At 50.7% G+C, this 15,684-nt stretch carries 12 protein-coding genes; 7 read left to right on the top strand and 5 right to left on the bottom strand.

The window, feature by feature from the left end; genetic code table 11:
- Positions 1-60 precede the first annotated feature (60 nt).
- Entirely contained in the window at positions 61-2,334 is a 2,274-nt protein-coding gene (gene clpA, locus JFY74_08870; protein QQG30115.1) for an ATP-dependent Clp protease ATP-binding subunit ClpA, read from the bottom strand.
- Positions 2,335-2,363: 29 nt separating this feature from the next.
- Positions 2,364-2,684 carry an ATP-dependent Clp protease adapter ClpS gene (gene clpS / locus JFY74_08865; protein ID QQG30114.1) on the bottom strand — a complete coding sequence of 107 codons (321 nt, stop codon included), beginning with the start codon at positions 2,682-2,684 and terminating at the stop codon, positions 2,364-2,366.
- A 433-nt stretch (positions 2,685-3,117) separates the two neighbouring features.
- Here clpS and cspD point away from each other — a divergent pair, with 433 nt between their 5' ends.
- Entirely contained in the window at positions 3,118-3,339 is a 222-nt protein-coding gene (cspD, locus tag JFY74_08860) for a cold shock-like protein CspD (GenBank protein QQG30113.1), read from the top strand.
- 129 nt (positions 3,340-3,468) lie between these two features.
- On the opposite strand, the gene JFY74_08855 is transcribed toward cspD, so the two are convergent.
- A complete protein-coding gene (locus JFY74_08855) occupies positions 3,469-5,133 on the bottom strand; it encodes an ATP-dependent endonuclease (protein ID QQG30112.1) in 1,665 nt (554 codons plus the stop codon).
- 451 nt (positions 5,134-5,584) lie between these two features.
- On the opposite strand from JFY74_08855, the gene hcp reads away from it, so the two are divergent.
- The 3 genes from hcp to JFY74_08840 all read left to right on the top strand — a co-directional run bounded on the left by hcp (position 5,585) and on the right by JFY74_08840 (position 10,055).
- Positions 5,585-7,237 (top strand): hydroxylamine reductase, encoded by a 1,653-nt coding sequence (gene hcp / locus JFY74_08850; protein ID QQG30111.1) that lies wholly within the window; start codon positions 5,585-5,587, stop codon positions 7,235-7,237.
- A 139-nt stretch (positions 7,238-7,376) separates the two neighbouring features.
- On the top strand, positions 7,377-8,402 hold the full coding sequence (gene hcr / locus JFY74_08845) for an NADH oxidoreductase (protein QQG30110.1): 1,026 nt from the start codon (positions 7,377-7,379) through the stop codon (positions 8,400-8,402).
- 216 nt (positions 8,403-8,618) lie between these two features.
- A complete protein-coding gene (locus JFY74_08840) occupies positions 8,619-10,055 on the top strand; it encodes a DUF2867 domain-containing protein (protein ID QQG30109.1) in 1,437 nt (478 codons plus the stop codon).
- On the opposite strand, the gene JFY74_08835 is transcribed toward JFY74_08840, so the two are convergent.
- Positions 10,052-10,879, bottom strand: coding sequence for an N-acetylmuramoyl-L-alanine amidase (locus JFY74_08835; GenBank protein ID QQG30492.1), 828 nt, complete (start codon positions 10,877-10,879; stop codon positions 10,052-10,054). The genes JFY74_08840 and JFY74_08835 overlap by 4 nt on opposite strands.
- Before the next feature lie 440 nt (positions 10,880-11,319).
- Here JFY74_08835 and JFY74_08830 point away from each other — a divergent pair, with 440 nt between their 5' ends.
- Together JFY74_08830 and JFY74_08825 are read left to right on the top strand one after the other, a co-directional pair.
- Complete coding sequence (locus tag JFY74_08830; protein ID QQG30108.1) at positions 11,320-12,780, top strand: hypothetical protein; 1,461 nt, start codon at positions 11,320-11,322, stop codon at positions 12,778-12,780.
- Positions 12,781-12,967: 187 nt separating this feature from the next.
- The gene (locus JFY74_08825; protein ID QQG30107.1) at positions 12,968-14,065 is read left to right on the top strand and encodes an ISAs1 family transposase; all 1,098 of its coding nucleotides are present in this window, start codon (positions 12,968-12,970) and stop codon (positions 14,063-14,065) included.
- Between the two features lie 319 nt (positions 14,066-14,384).
- Here the strand turns inward: JFY74_08825 and JFY74_08820 are convergent, their stop codons facing one another.
- A complete protein-coding gene (locus JFY74_08820; protein ID QQG30106.1) occupies positions 14,385-14,708 on the bottom strand; it encodes a heavy metal-binding domain-containing protein in 324 nt (107 codons plus the stop codon).
- Between the two features lie 208 nt (positions 14,709-14,916).
- Between JFY74_08820 and artP the strand changes: the two genes are divergently transcribed.
- Complete coding sequence (gene artP / locus JFY74_08815; protein QQG30105.1) at positions 14,917-15,666, top strand: arginine ABC transporter ATP-binding protein ArtP; 750 nt, start codon at positions 14,917-14,919, stop codon at positions 15,664-15,666.
- Positions 15,667-15,684 lie beyond the last annotated feature (18 nt).

The following is a 15,684-nucleotide window of genomic DNA, read 5'->3' as shown; positions in this document are numbered from 1 at the left end:
TCGGCGACCCAATAAAAAAGGGATGCCTCAGCATCCCTCTTAGATAACACAGAATATTGATTAATTAACGCTTTCTGCTTTTCGCTTCTGCGCACTCACGAAGCCATACGTCAGCTGTTGCGTTTCTTTATCCAGTTCCACCGTCACAGAACCCCCGTCCACCAGCGAACCAAACAGCAGCTCGTTGGCCAGCGGTTTCTTGAGACTTTCCTGCATCACGCGTGCCATTGGTCGGGCACCCATTGCTTTGTCATAGCCTTTCTCTGCCAGCCAGTCGCGCGCTTCATCGCTCACTTCCAGCGACACGCCTTTCGCATCCAGCTGCGCCTGAAGTTCTACGATAAACTTATCGACAACCTGCTGAATGACATCGGTCGACAGATGGTTGAACCAGATAATGCCGTCCAGACGGTTACGGAACTCCGGCGTAAACACCTTCTTAATTTCTTCCATCGCATCAGTACTGTTGTCCTGATGGATGATGCCGATGGATTTACGCTGTGTTTCCCGCACGCCCGCATTGGTGGTCATGACGACAATGACATTGCGGAAATCCGCTTTACGGCCATTGTTGTCCGTCAACGTACCGTTATCCATCACCTGCAACAGCAGGTTAAAGACGTCAGGATGCGCTTTTTCGATCTCATCCAACAACAGTACCGCATGAGGATGCTTAATCACCGCATCCGTCAGCAGGCCGCCCTGATCGTAGCCCACATAGCCCGGAGGCGCGCCAATCAAGCGGCTAACCGTATGGCGCTCCATATATTCGGACATATCAAAGCGCAGTAGTTCAATATCCAGCGCTTTGGCCAGCTGTAACGTCACTTCCGTCTTACCGACGCCGGTAGGACCCGCGAACAGGAAGGAACCGACCGGTTTACGCTCCTGACCCAGCCCTGCACGACTCATCTTGATAGACTCGGACAGCGCTTCGATTGCATTGTCCTGCCCAAACACCAGCATTTTCAAGCGATCACTGAGATTTTTCAGCACATCGCGATCGCTGGCGGAGACGGTTTTTTCTGGAATACGGGCGATGCGGGCGACAACGGACTCAATATCACTCACATTGACCGTTTTCTTGCGTTTGCTGACCGGCATCAGACGGCTGCGCGCACCCGCTTCATCGATCACATCAATCGCTTTATCCGGCAGGTGGCGGTCATTGATGTATTTCACGGCCAGTTCTACCGCGGCACGAACTGCTTTCGACGTATAGCGAACATCATGGTGAGCCTCATATTTCGGCTTCAGACCATTAATGATTTGTATGGTTTCTTCCACGCTCGGTTCAGTGATATCGATTTTCTGGAAACGACGCGCCAGCGCCCGATCCTTTTCAAAGATATTGCTGAATTCCTGATAGGTGGTCGAGCCGATAACGCGAATCTTGCCGCTGGAAAGCAGTGGTTTAATCAAATTAGCCGCATCGACCTGACCACCGGACGCCGCGCCAGCACCGATAATCGTGTGGATTTCATCAATGAACAGAATACTGTTTTTATCCTGCTCCAACTGTTTCAACAGTGCCTTGAAGCGTTTTTCAAAATCACCACGGTATTTGGTGCCTGCCAGCAGCGCGCCGATGTCCAGCGAGTACAGGGTGCACTCCGCCATCACTTCTGGTACATCGCCCTGCACAATACGCCAGGCCAGCCCTTCAGCAATCGCGGTTTTACCGACGCCAGATTCGCCGACCAGCAGCGGATTATTTTTACGACGGCGGCACAGCACCTGAATCGTGCGCTCCAGTTCTTTATCCCGGCCAATGAGCGGATCGATACCGCCAACGCGAGCCAGTTGATTCAGATTGGTGGTGAAGTTTTCCATACGATCTTCCCCTCCTGCCTGTTCTTCATTGACGGGACTTTCAGCGCTCGGCGCTTGGTCGGATTCTTCTTTACGCGTGCCGTGAGAAATAAAGTTCACGACATCCAGACGGCTAACGTCATGCTTGCGCAGCAGGTAGGCAGCCTGAGATTCCTGTTCGCTAAAAATCGCGACCAGAACGTTGGCACCAGACACTTCGCTGCGGCCGGAGGACTGCACATGGAAGACGGCGCGTTGGAGCACGCGCTGGAAGCTGAGCGTGGGTTGCGTTTCGCGCTCGTCGTCACCCTGCGGTAATGTTGGTGTGGTTTGCTCAATGAACGCTTCCAGCTCTTGACGCAGCGCGGCTAAATCTACCGTGCAGGCTTCTAATGCTTCACGGGCGGCTGGGTTACTGAGCAAAGCCAACAGCAGGTGCTCCACGGTCATAAACTCGTGTCGGTGCTCACGCGCTCTGGCGAAAGCCATGTTGAGACTGAGTTCCAGTTCTTGATTGAGCATAGGCACCTCTCCCAATAAATCGCCTGACTTCAGGCTTTTTCCAGCGTACAGAGCAGCGGGTGCTCGTTTTCTCTGGCATAACGATTGACTTGTACGACCTTGGTCTCAGCCACTTCAGCGCTGAATACGCCACAAATCGCTTTACCCTGATAATGCACAGTTAACATAAGCTGCGTGGCACGTTCAATATCATAAGAAAAGAACTTTTGCAGAACGTCAATAACAAATTCCATCGGGGTGTAATCATCGTTATTCAACACCACGTTATACATGGAAGGCGGCTGCAATTTTTCTTTCTGTTTATCGGCGGTCAGGTTCTCAGATTGTGACCACGTACTGTTGTTTCCCATTATCTACCCACATCATGTAACGAATATCGCGATTCACGACATTGGTCTGTTTATTCCCACTAGATTCGAGAGGCAAGAGTAACCCCGATATCTCGATCCTTAAACGATCGGCATTACGAGCATCTCTGCATTTACAGTAGCACGTCTGCTTTTTATTTTACCACCTGAGGGATTAAATGGTTCCTGGAAAGCAAAATTCAATGTCTGTAACCGATATCTTGATGACGCAACGAGATCGTAGATTCATCAATAGCGTTATCTGCATCAAACTTTGGCAAACTGCCCTCCTCACCGCGCAGTGGATCGCTTGACGCCGGGATCGATTTCACTAAAGTGTACGGGTGAATTGATAGGGTTTTAATCAATTCGTATTCGTAGTAACCAAATAACCACACCTTACTGAAAAGAATACTCTTGCGAAGGATGTCAATGCATGGAGACAGGTACTGTTAAATGGTTCAATAATGCCAAAGGGTTTGGTTTTATCTGCCCAGAAGGGGGCGGTGACGATATTTTCGCGCACTACTCAACCATTCAAATGGATGGCTACCGGACTCTGAAAGCCGGACAGGTTGTCAGGTTTGATGTTCATCAAGGGCCGAAAGGCAATCATGCGTGCCTGATCGTCCCGCAAATCGCCAAGACCGCATCCTGACCCCTTCAACACCCTACACGTCTACTCAGAACGCGCTACGCTAAACTGTAAAACAACTATAATGCGACAAATGCCGTTCGTTAGACTGAACGGCATTTTTATTTATACTCGTTAGAGCATATGTTTACACTAATCCGCCCGTCCGCGAGCCAGCCACAGCACGCGGGAGAACATGCTGCGAATGAGCGGTGGAATGGCCTCACTGCCCATCGCTGCGGCTTCCATCGCCACTTCAATTGCCAGGTCGGGTTTAGATGAACGATGGATAGCTTTGATGATGATTTTGTGCATCGATAGCGGCACTTTCTCCGGCAACTGCGCGGTGCGGTGATAAACGTGACTGAATCCCTCACGATACATGTAGTGTTCCATGTCCGATGCGGGCAAGACGGTCAAATGATCGCGATCGCTCTCATCATGTGCGGTTAACATGCTTTTTGCCGTCGCGGCATATTTTTTCCCCGCATCATCACCATCAACCAGTACATGCCATTCAATCCCCATACGACGTGCGAATCTCAGCAATGGCCGCAGCCCGGACTGGGCAAACTCAATCACTTTCACTCCCTCAGCTTCAAAATGATGCCCACATTGGCGCGCCAGTTCATTCAGCATCCAGACTTCGGTTTCACCTTCCACCAGCAGCCAGCAGCGGGCGAAGAGTGAAGAAGGCCGATTCATACGAATATGAAACGCAATACGTCGACTGTCTTCCGCATTCATCCCCTGACGGCCAATGCGGTACGTCGCAACCCGTGAAGATTCCCGCACCAGACGGCACACCTGTTCCATCGGAACCAGCGACAGCAGCTCTCCCGAGTTCGTTGTGGTGACTTTCTGAAGCGGCAATTGCGTCAGAAGCCCCCACGCTACCGACAGCATAATCGGGTGTAGTCGGGTTTCGGGGTCTTCAATCAACAACAGCGGGCGAGCATGAGGATCCAGCACCACGGATCCTTTCGCTTGCAATAATGTGGAAAACAGCTCCAGCAGGATAATTCGGCGGCTACGGCTATTTGGATCGGCAATCAGACGGTTGATGTTGTCCAGCGATCGCCACGATTTACCGTTATGCGCTCGCGCATGCTGATGATGACGTCGGTCGTTGCCCGTGGCGTTCTGCTCGGAAAAATAGTGCTCCAGCAGTTGCCGCATCGCCACCAACCCCTGACGCAGTTCTTTATCCGTCAGCTTCTGCGGATTTTGCACCAGTTCGCGCATCAGTTGCTCAAACTGCTGCGCCAGCTTTTCATTACTATTATCTAATGTTGCCGCCAGCGTCCCGGAGCGCAGACGTCGCATAAAACGCGCATCGCGCAGCCGTAGCACCGGATGCAGGCGAATAATCTCTCTGGCCAGCTCATCAATATCCTCCAGCGGTATCGGGTGCCCATCTGCGCCTAGAAAACTGCGCCAGGTGAAGACCGACTGGCTTTCATCTACTTCCCCCTCCAGCCGATAAAAAATACGACATAGCGATGCTTCGCCCTCCACCCAGACGGGACTAAGTGAACGATAGCGAGGGGCTAAATGGTGGCCGGGTGCGGTTTCGCAGAACGTAAAAATAATCTGAAGGTGTTTTTCCCGACTATTTTCATCCCCCGGTGTGAAGTGAAAGTCCTGCATATCAAAGTGATAAAGCGGTAACGTCGGTGCCAGCAACAGCGAGAGCGCATCCAACAGGCTTGATTTCCCCCACGCGTTCTCACCAATCAGTACGTTATTCTCGTCCAGCATCAGCGACAGACGATTGATTCCCCTAAATCCCAGGATTTCAATACTTTCCAGATGCATCTTTCTCTCCTGTAGCGGCTGCCTGCGGGTTTCGGCTGTCATCGCGTGTAGTGTAGATCATCTGGCTACCTTGTACGTTATTCATTCCACACAAGGGATTTAAACTCGTCATACTTCAAGTTGCATGTTCGTTGGTTACACGACTCAGCACACTTACGCGTGCCTCGCCCGCTGAATCTGCGGCAAACCGCGTTTAACGCTACCTCTGAGCTGTCAGTTACCCGAATACTTACCTGTATAATCTCATCGGGATGATTAGAGTATATTTTACTTAATGGTCGCCTTTTACCTCACATATCCCCCGTGATTGAGAGTGATTTTCATTGCCCATCACCAAACTTGCGCTAAATCAAATTTACCTAAAGTTGCAGTAAAAAAGCCTTTTTACCTGCCTCGGCTAACACTATGCTTTAAACAAGCATTTAAAATGCAACTTAAAAAGGAAGTCATTATGTTTTGTGTGCAATGTGAACAAACGATTCGTACCCCTGTTGGAAACGGCTGCTCTTACGCGCAGGGCATGTGCGGCAAAACCGCAGAAACCTCCGATCTGCAAGACCTGCTGGTTGCGGTGCTGCAAGGGCTTTCTGCCTGGGCGCTGAAAGCGCGCGAGCTGGACATCATCGATCACGATGTCGACAACTTTGCGCCACGCGCCTTCTTCTCGACGTTGACCAACGTTAACTTCGATTCCCAACGCATTATTGGCTACGCACAGGAAGCCATTACACTGCGTGAGTCTCTGGCTGTTCGCTGCCGTCTGCACGATGCCACCGCGACCGTGGATCACCCAATGGCAGCCCTGCAACTGGCTGGCAACGATATTCCGACCTTGCTGCAACAGGCAGCGGATTTTGCGCTGGACAGCGATAAAGCCAGCGTGGGTGACGACGTTCACGGCTTGCGCATGCTAAACCTTTACGGCCTTAAAGGCGCGGCGGCCTACATGGAACACGCCCACGTTCTCGGTCAGTATGACAACGCGATTTATGCCGAATATCATGCCTTCATGGCATGGCTGGGCACGCAGCCATCCGATGTTGACACCCTGCTGAACAACGCAATGGGTATCGGTAAAATGAACTTCAACGTTATGGCGATCCTCGACCATGGCGAAACCAATGCTTACGGTCATCCACAGCCGACCTCCGTTAACGTCCGCCCGATTGCGGGTAAAGCGATTCTGATTTCCGGCCATGACCTGAAAGACCTGCGCATGCTGCTGGAGCAAACCGAAGGCACTGGCGTGAATATTTATACCCACGGCGAAATGCTGCCTGCACACGGTTATCCAGAGCTGAAAAAATTCACGCATCTGGCAGGTAACTACGGCAGCGGCTGGCAAAACCAGCAGACTGAGTTTGCCAAATTCCCTGGCGCGATCGTCATGACCTCCAACTGCATTATCGATCCAAACGTGGGCAACTATGGCGACCGCATCTGGACGCGCAGCATCGTTGGCTGGCCGGGCGTGAACCACCTCGAAGGCGACGATTTCAGCCCGGTTATCGAACAGGCGCAGGGTCTGGCTGGTTTCCCATACAGCGAAATCGAACACATGATCACCGTCGGCTTTGGTCGTGAAACGCTGCTGAGCGCCGCTGATACTGTCATCGATCTGGTAGCTCAGAAAAAACTGCGCCACGTCTTCCTCGTTGGTGGATGTGACGGTAGCCGTGAAGAACGTAGCTACTTCACTGACTTTACGCTGAACGTTCCGCAAGACTGCCTGATTATGACGCTGGCCTGCGGTAAATACCGTTTCAACAAACTGGACTTCGGTACGTTGGAAGGCCTGCCACGTCTGCTGGATGTCGGCCAATGTAATGACGCCTATGCGGCAATTATTCTGGCCGTGAAACTGGCGGAAAAATTGGGCTGTGGCGTGAACGACCTGCCGCTGAGTCTGGTGCTGTCCTGGTTTGAACAGAAAGCGATTGTCATCCTGCTCACCCTGCTGTCCCTCGGCGTGAAGAATATCTACACCGGGCCGACGGCTCCAGGCTTCCTGACGGACAACCTGCTTGCCATTCTGAACGACAAATTCGGTATGCGGGCAATTACCACCGTTGAACAGGACATGAACACCATTCTGGCCGCTTGATGAATCAATGCGGACGGAGGAGCGCGTTCCTCGTCACGCAGCGTGAGGTGTCGGCATTGATGCCTCACGCTAAGCCCACTGTCTTATGGGCTGCCATTTTTACACGCTTCACCGTACCCGTTTGTTATGGAGATTGATTATGACCATGCCCGCACTACAGATTGGGCCGACACCGCTGTGCTCTAACCGCATGCAGGTACACTCGATTACTCAGGAAACGCCTGATGTCTGGACGATTTCACTGGTTAATCATGATTTTTATCCGTATCAGCCGGGTCAGTATGCGTTAGTCAGCATTGCCAACAGCGCGGAGACGCTACGGGCTTATACGATTTCGTCTTCACCGGGCCTCAGCCGTTTTATCACGTTGACGGTAAGAAGACTGGACGATGGTGTCGGTTCACGCTGGCTGACCCAAGCGCTGAAAGTCGGTGACTATCTGTGGCTGTCCGATGCACAGGGCGAGTTTACCTGCGCCAACGCCGTCAGCGATCGCTACCTGATGGCGGCGGCAGGCTGCGGTGTCACGCCGATTATGTCGATGTGCCGCTGGCTGCTGGCAAACAAATCACAAACCGATATCCACGTTATTTTCAACGTGCGCAATCCGCTACAGGTGATCTTCGCCAAAGAATGGCAGGATCTGGTGCAGCGTTATCCGCAGCAACTGCATCTGACGCTAATGGCAGAGTTTGACGCTGCGCCCGGTTTTCTCTCTGGACGCATCAGCGGCGACCTGCTGATCGAACACGTGCCGGATATCGCCAGCCGCACCGTGATGACCTGCGGCCCAGCCCCGTACATGAACCAGATTGAAACCCTGAGTCAGCAGCTTGGCGTTGCTTCAAACCGCATCTTCAAAGAACAGTTCCGCCCGGCAGATGAAATACTGGATGAAGATGCCGATCAGCTCACGCTGACCATCAGCCGTCCGCTGAAAAACCTGCGCGTTCCGGTAGGCATCAGTCTGCTGGCCGCACTTGAAGCCAATAAGGTGCCGGTTGTCGCCGCCTGCCGCGCCGGTGTTTGCGGGAGCTGTAAAACCCGCGTGCTATCCGGTAATTACACCACCAGCAGTACCATGACGCTAACACCAGCCGAGATCGAACAGGGCTATGTTTTGGCCTGTAGTTGCCAGCTGCAAGGCGACACCGTTCTGGCCTGATACGCCCGCGTTTTACCCCCTTCTGCCCGGTAGCCTCGGCTATCGGGCAGGTAGGCCATGTTAAATTACGCGTGGTTTCAGGCGAGTATTAATCCCCTATTTTTCATCGCTTTTTACCCTTTCCCTATTCATCTTTTACCGATTTGTCTTTTCCAGATTTGCCTTTTCCCGATTATAGTAAGCCATGGTTATATTTTGCTGTGGAGCCACTGGCACATGACATCCCCCTCAGCCCCGATCCTGATTCTGGGCGCAACTGGCTACATTGGTCGCCATTTAACCGAACGATTGAGCAAACAAGGCAACCGAGTCATCGCTGCCGGTCGGAATACCGAATCCCTCGCGTCACGGAATTGGCCGGACGTCGATTGCCAACAGGTTGATCTCGCTAAGCCAGAAAGCCTGCCTGATGGTCTGTGGGGAGCGGAAACACTCTATTATCTGGTGCACAGCATGGGCGATGGCGCGGACTTCGTGGCGAGGGAGCGGATGACCGCCATGAATCTGCTGTTGGCACTAGCCTCCAGCCGCGTAAAGCAGATTATCTATCTGGGGTCGCTTCAGGCGAAAGACGATACCTCGCCGCATATGCAGGCACGCCAGATCACGGGAGATGTTTTACGCAGCAGCGGCATTCCCGTCACAGAGCTGCGTGCGGGTATTATTATCGGTACCGGTTCGGCGGCGTTCGAGATCATGCGCGATATGGTCTATAACCTGCCGATACTGACGCCGCCGCGCTGGGTGCGATCTAAATCATCCCCCATTGCGCTGGAAAACCTGCTGGTGTATCTGATCAATATCGCGCAGCATCCCGCGACAGAAAACCGCATCATGGATGCCGCAGGCCCCGAATACATCAGCTACCAGACCATGTTCGAGCGTTTCATTCAGATCAGCGGCAAGCGCAGATTACTGATACCCGTCCCCATGCCGACGCATCTGGTGTCCGTCTGGTTCTTGCATCTGGTGACCTCGGTTCCCCCCTCCATCGCCCGCGCGCTGATTCAGGGGTTAAAACACGATTTACAGGCCGATGGCCGCGAACTCCAGGCATTGATCCCACAAACGCTGATTAGCTTTGATGACGCCGTGCGCTTCACGTTGCAAAGCGAAATGGAGAGCGTACAGCAGGCAGACTGGGGCGATGACACCGAGGTCCGCGCACGCTGGAAGCCCAATTACGGCTTTTACCCCAAACAGGCGGGCCATACAATGGAGACGCCCGCGTCCTGTCAGGCGCTCTGGCGGGTCATCCAGCAGGTCGGCGGGAAAGAAGGCTATTTTTACGCGAATACGCTGTGGAATATCCGTGCCCGGCTGGACGATCTCTGCGGCAACGGCGTCACGTATGGACGCCCCGAGCGTCCGACACTGGAAGTGGGCGACAAGATTGACGGCTGGAAGGTTATCTCGATCAAGCCACAGCGTCAGCTGGTGCTGCTCTTCGGCATGAAAGCGCCGGGGCTGGGCAAACTCAACTTTACCATCACCGATAAGGGCACCCACCGAACGGTGGACGTCCGCGCCCGCTGGCACCCTTCCGGGTTCAACGGGCTGGTCTACTGGTTTCTGATGATGCCCGCTCACCTGTTTATCTTCCGTGGTATGGCGGCGCGTATTGCGAAACTGGCAGAGAAGGAAACGGTTTAGCGGCTACCGTATTTCTCCAGCAGTGCGTCGACAATCGCTTCACTCTGCGCATCGGGCTGTCCTTGATAGTTCTCAGGACGGAAATGCATCTGGAAAGCGGCAATCACCTGCCGCTTCTCACGCGCCGTCATCGTGTCCTGCACCGAGTAACCATAACGCCCCAGTTTCTCCAGCAGAACCGTTTCATCCACCGGCTGCATCGGCAGTCGACCATTTAAATAGAACGCGACCCGCTGCGCATCCGGCCAGGCACCAATGCCTGCTTGCGCCAGCGCCTGCCAGGGGAACAACGGCCCGGGGTCTTGTTTGCGCTGCGGAGCAATATCGCTGTGCGCCACCACGTTCTGCGGGGCAATCTGATAGCGGTCGACAATATCGCGGGCGATCGCGGTTACAAGCTGAATCTGCGAAGCGGTAAACGGCTCCCACGTATAGCCTGCTAACGTGCGCTGGTAGCCCGCGTTTTCGATCTCAATACCAATCGAAGAATTATTCAGTCGACTAAATCCGCGCCAGCTACTGGCTCCCGCATGCCAGGCAGATTGAGATTCCGGCACCAATTGCCAGGCAAGCGGCTTGCCGCGCTGCAAAGGTGGACGTGCTGGAATCAGGTAATGGGCGCTGACATGCTCATCCGTCAGAATATTCAGCGAGGTGGCAAAGTCTTCCGCCGTATAGTGAATCACCAGAAAGCGGATACGGGACTCCTGCGCCCGCGACTGCACTGCGGTCTCCAGCACATAATTATTCTGTTCTTTCAACGAGGAAGCCGATTGGCAACCCGCCAACAGCCCCAGCGCTATGTAGACCATCCATTTCAACATCGTATTCCTCCACAGACCCTTGTCACCCCACAGTTTGTTTATATCATTCATGTATCTGTCCCCATTGCTGGATTGAACATATCAAAAACAGGCAATTACACAATTTAATTTACTCTCTACCAAGCAACTCTCTTGATACTTACCGTTTATGCAGTCCTCAGCGTTGCTTGCTATAGGATTGAAATAGATCTCTTCCGCCCCTCGTAAAGCAGGGAAATTTATCATTTCGCCGAACAAAAAATGGAATAAGAACACTCATTCACAGTTAAAAATATTTAGAAAATAATATTATTCGCACTATTTATTTGGTGGGTAAACTATAAAATAAAAACATTAAACACACATGAAATAAAAAACACACTTTCAAAAACAAACTAATATAAATAAGAATAAAGCTGCCGTATTGGCGAACATTAATTATTTTAAATCAGGAGATCGATATGGATAACATTGCCTTTCCTAAAAGAAATCTGAAGTATACAAACGACCACAGTCTAAAACTTCTACGACTACAATCATCATTAAGTGAAAATATTCTTCTCGGTGTCGAAGCGATTGGCCTGGGATATAATCCATTTATCCCGAATGCTGGATATGCAACCGTAAGCAGTGGGACTGTCCAACTGTTTGATTGGGCTCATGCAAACATGAAGAAGGTTTCCTTCATGCCAGAATTTGAGGTGCCAGACGTTGTAGATGTGCAACAGGAGGATCGCTCAAGCTATAGAAATATCACAGGTAAAACGATTACAGAGTACCAAAGTAAGCTGGCAACAAGCGTTACCATGAAAGGGAGCTACCATTTCTTTAGCGGATCATTGTCAATCGATTATGAAGAAAATTCATTGCGTAATGCCGAAAATGAATTCACCCGCATTCAGCAAACGATCAACCTCTGGTCTCTTCGATTGCCCTTTCTTAAATCCTTGCGGAGCCTTATGAAAGCAGAGATAAGAGAACAGTTAGATGAGCTGGATACCAATAACCCTGATGCGATTAGTGTGTTTTTCAATAGGTTCGGCAGCCATTTTTTAACAGGTATAGTGATGGGCGCGCGCGCCACACTCGCCTCATCAACAGATAAACTCAGTGTCAAGCGAGATTACTCTATTTCCACGGTCGCCCAAGCCAGCTACGAAGGGTTAACCGGCCAATTAAGTGCAGAAAATCGCACAAAATACGGTGAATCCATCTCCAGTTTTTCGCAGTATTCAACATCGCATCAGGAGGTACTTGGCGGTAATGGTAGTTTAGCAAGCGGGGTTTTTACTGGCAAAGAAGGCTATCAGAAATGGGTGGACAGTGTGGGTTCATCACCAGACTTTGTGGATTTCGTCCCTACAATGCCAATGGAAGAAATTTGGCTACTGTGTGAGAATGAACAACAAGCCAATGCAATGGCATCACACTACAATACCGTTTGGGCACCAGAACAATCCGCTAAATATAAAATAAATCCAAACTATATTGATGAACTAATAGTCATTACCGGTGGCAGTTCAACAATTACCCCACCGTCTGGCTATACTAAAATCCCCTATGATTTAAACAAAGGCTCTGACGGAGATTTTATTTATCTTTGCTATCATGAACAAGAATGGATTTCTGACAACCCTAAACAAGCCATCACGAATATTCAGATCATTTACAATGATGAAAAAACCCCCACAGGTTATATAAAGTTACCGCAAGATCTTAATAAAGGCGCAGATGGCGCTTATATTTACCTTTGCTATAAAAAAGAGGATTATCACCTTGATACAGCAATCAAAAAAACCACCGTCATAGGCGGAAATAATGCCGACATCAATGCACCCTACGGATATAAAAAAATACCTGGCGATTTAAACAAGGGGGCAGACGGTCAATACATCTATGTTTGCACATTTGTAGAAGTCTAAAACAGACTCGCTACATTTTTGATTTCTCACGATAGCGGTTTCAATCTATGAATAGTGCATTCATGTTCACCGTATCACACTCTCCCGAAAGGGCAGGGTGGGATCCCACTTTACTTATTGAAATAGAGAACTTATTTCGATTTCATTGATCTGAGTTTTATCTCCCCCCAACACTCAGTGAAAGACAATGACCATCTTTAATTATATCAATGAAATACCCGACCCTCGCTGCGAGACGAATAAAAAGCATGAATTGATGGACGTCATTTTCCTCACCTTTGCTGCCGTGCTCAGCGGCGCATCGGGTTGGAAAGCCATACAGCAATTCGGTGAGTGCCAACTCCCGTGGCTGAGACAGCATTCTCCTTTTGCTAATGGTATTCCAAAACGTCATTGTATCGCCAATATTATCAAGGCATTAGATAGCCAGTCCCTGATGTCGGCACTGTTAAGCTGGATTAATGAACGTCGCAGTGGTAATGGCAGAAAACAGATAGCAATTGACGGTAAAACACTTCGCGGAACGGGCAACGGCTTTTTAGCGCAAGCCCTGCATGTCGTCAGCGCTTACGACATTGGCAATGGTATTGCGTTGTATCAACAACTTACTGAAAGAAAAGGTAAAGAAGGACCAGTGGCCCGCCAGCTTATTGAATGTCTGTCGCTGGAAAATGCCACCGTCACGCTGGATGCTCTTCATTGTCAGGTGGAGACATTGCAGCTTATCTGTCAGCGTAAAGGCGAGTTTATCGTCGGCATTAAAGGGAACCAAAAAAAGCTGTATGAATTTGTTAAACAGCGTTTTTCTTCATGTTATGACGATGAAGGGCTGGCGACGCACAGTGAAAATAATCAGGCGCATGGGCGGACGGAATATCGTCAGGTGATGCAGATAGATGCGGACCTTCCCGAGGAGTTAAAACAACGCTGGCCGACAATTCGTACGTTAATAGAAGTGGTGAGTGAACGTGGTGAGCGGGGAAAGGTGGTACACAGAGAGTCGCGTTGGTATGTCAGTTCGTTGGCGGTAGACGCACGGGTAGCGTCACAAATGATACGCGAGCATTGGTGTATAGAAAATCAACTGCATTGGGTATTGGATGTGGTTTTCAGAGAGGATGAGATGAACCTGAAAGACCCGGAAGGAGCGGCGCATATGGCGCTGTTCAATCGAGTCGCGTTGAGTGTTCTGAAACAGCATGAAGGTAAAAAAGATAGCATAGCGGGCAAACGACAATGTGCCGGATGGTCAGGAGATTTTCGTAGCGAGGTTATCTTTGGTTAATTCATCGACAAAGTGGAATCCCGCCCTGCCCGAAAGGGAGAGTGTTCAATGAATTCACATGCCATCATCAACGTTCCTGTGCTTAAGCTTTCAGCAACATGCCATTTAACGGCAGAACGAACCATTTTCACCTTCACCTATTGAGATTCATCACATCTTAGCGTACATCAATAGAAAACGGCATTGAAAGACCCGATTAGCACCCTGCTAACAGCCCCAATACTCTGCAGAGCATCCATTTCAACATTTAGTTATTCCACTATTAGTTTTCTACTGCGCGTCTTCGCCGTCTCGCTCTCTCTTATAGGGCATCTCATCACTAGCGGCACACTTTTACCGCCGTGCCGCTAACGGTCACCATCAGCATGCTGCCATCCTTCCCGACGGTTTCATAGTCAAGATCGATGCCCACAATGGCGTTCGCCCCTAAATCTTCGGCTTGCTCCTGTAACTCTTTGAACGCAATTTGCCGGGCCTTACGTAGCTCCTTCTCATAGGCACCAGACCGGCCGCCGACGACATCGCGGATGCTGGCAAAAAAGTCCCGAAAGATGTTTGCTCCAAGAATAGCCTCGCCGGTTACGACGCCACAATATTCAGTAATGGTGAAGCCTTCCAGATTCGGCGTAGTGGATAATTGCATGTCGTCTCCTTTCACTGCATTTCTAATGGATGTTAAGTACACGTAAATATAAGTCGGCGGTACTGTTAGCACCCGCGATGAAAAAGCGAGCGCCCAGATTGTAAGCCGCTATTTTGTGCTATTATTTAATCAACAAATCGCTTATTGGCAAATTTTAACCCACGGTGATTGCATAACTATTCTGCCGACGTTAACATTCGCCGCATCAATGTCTATTCAATTCTTACGCATGAGTATTCAACTAAACGGCATTAACTGTTTCTACGGCACATACCAGGCGCTATTTGATATCACCCTCGATTGTCCTGCGGGTGAAACGCTGGTTCTTCTTGGTCCCAGCGGTGCGGGAAAGAGCTCGCTGATACGCGTTCTTAATCTGTTGGAAATGCCACGTTCTGGCAAGCTTTCCATCGCCGGTAATCAGTTTGATTTTCAGCGCACGCCATCCGACAGCGCGATCCGCGAATTGCGTCAGAACGTCGGAATGGTGTTCCAGCAATATAATTTGTGGCCGCATTTGACCGTGGTGCAGAATCTTATTGAAGCGCCCTGCCGCGTGCTGGGGCTGAGTAAAGAAGAAGCGAAAGCGCGGGCGGACAAGCTGCTCACGCGCCTGCGCCTCAATGACTTTGCCGATCGCTTCCCTCTCCATCTCTCTGGCGGACAGCAACAGCGTGTCGCGATTGCCCGTGCGTTGATGATGGAACCTCAGGTTCTGTTATTTGATGAACCGACTGCCGCGCTGGATCCAGAAATTACCGCTCAAGTCGTCAACATCATCCGTGAATTGGCAGGAACTGGCATTACGCAGGTGATTGTGACCCACGAAGTTGAATTTGCCCGTAAAACGGCTAGCCGTGTGGTGTATATGGAAAACGGTCACATCGTTGAACAAGGGGATGCGACGCACTTTGCCCAGCCGCAGACGCCTGAATTCGCTGGTTATTTGTCACATTGATTACTATCAGGAAAATGA

Source organism: Pectobacterium carotovorum, assembly GCA_016415585.1.
GTDB classification, from domain to species: Bacteria; Pseudomonadota; Gammaproteobacteria; order Enterobacterales; family Enterobacteriaceae; genus Pectobacterium; species Pectobacterium carotovorum_K.
Note: the sequence above shows the minus strand (reverse complement) of the source record. Positions and strands in the feature narration are given on the sequence as shown.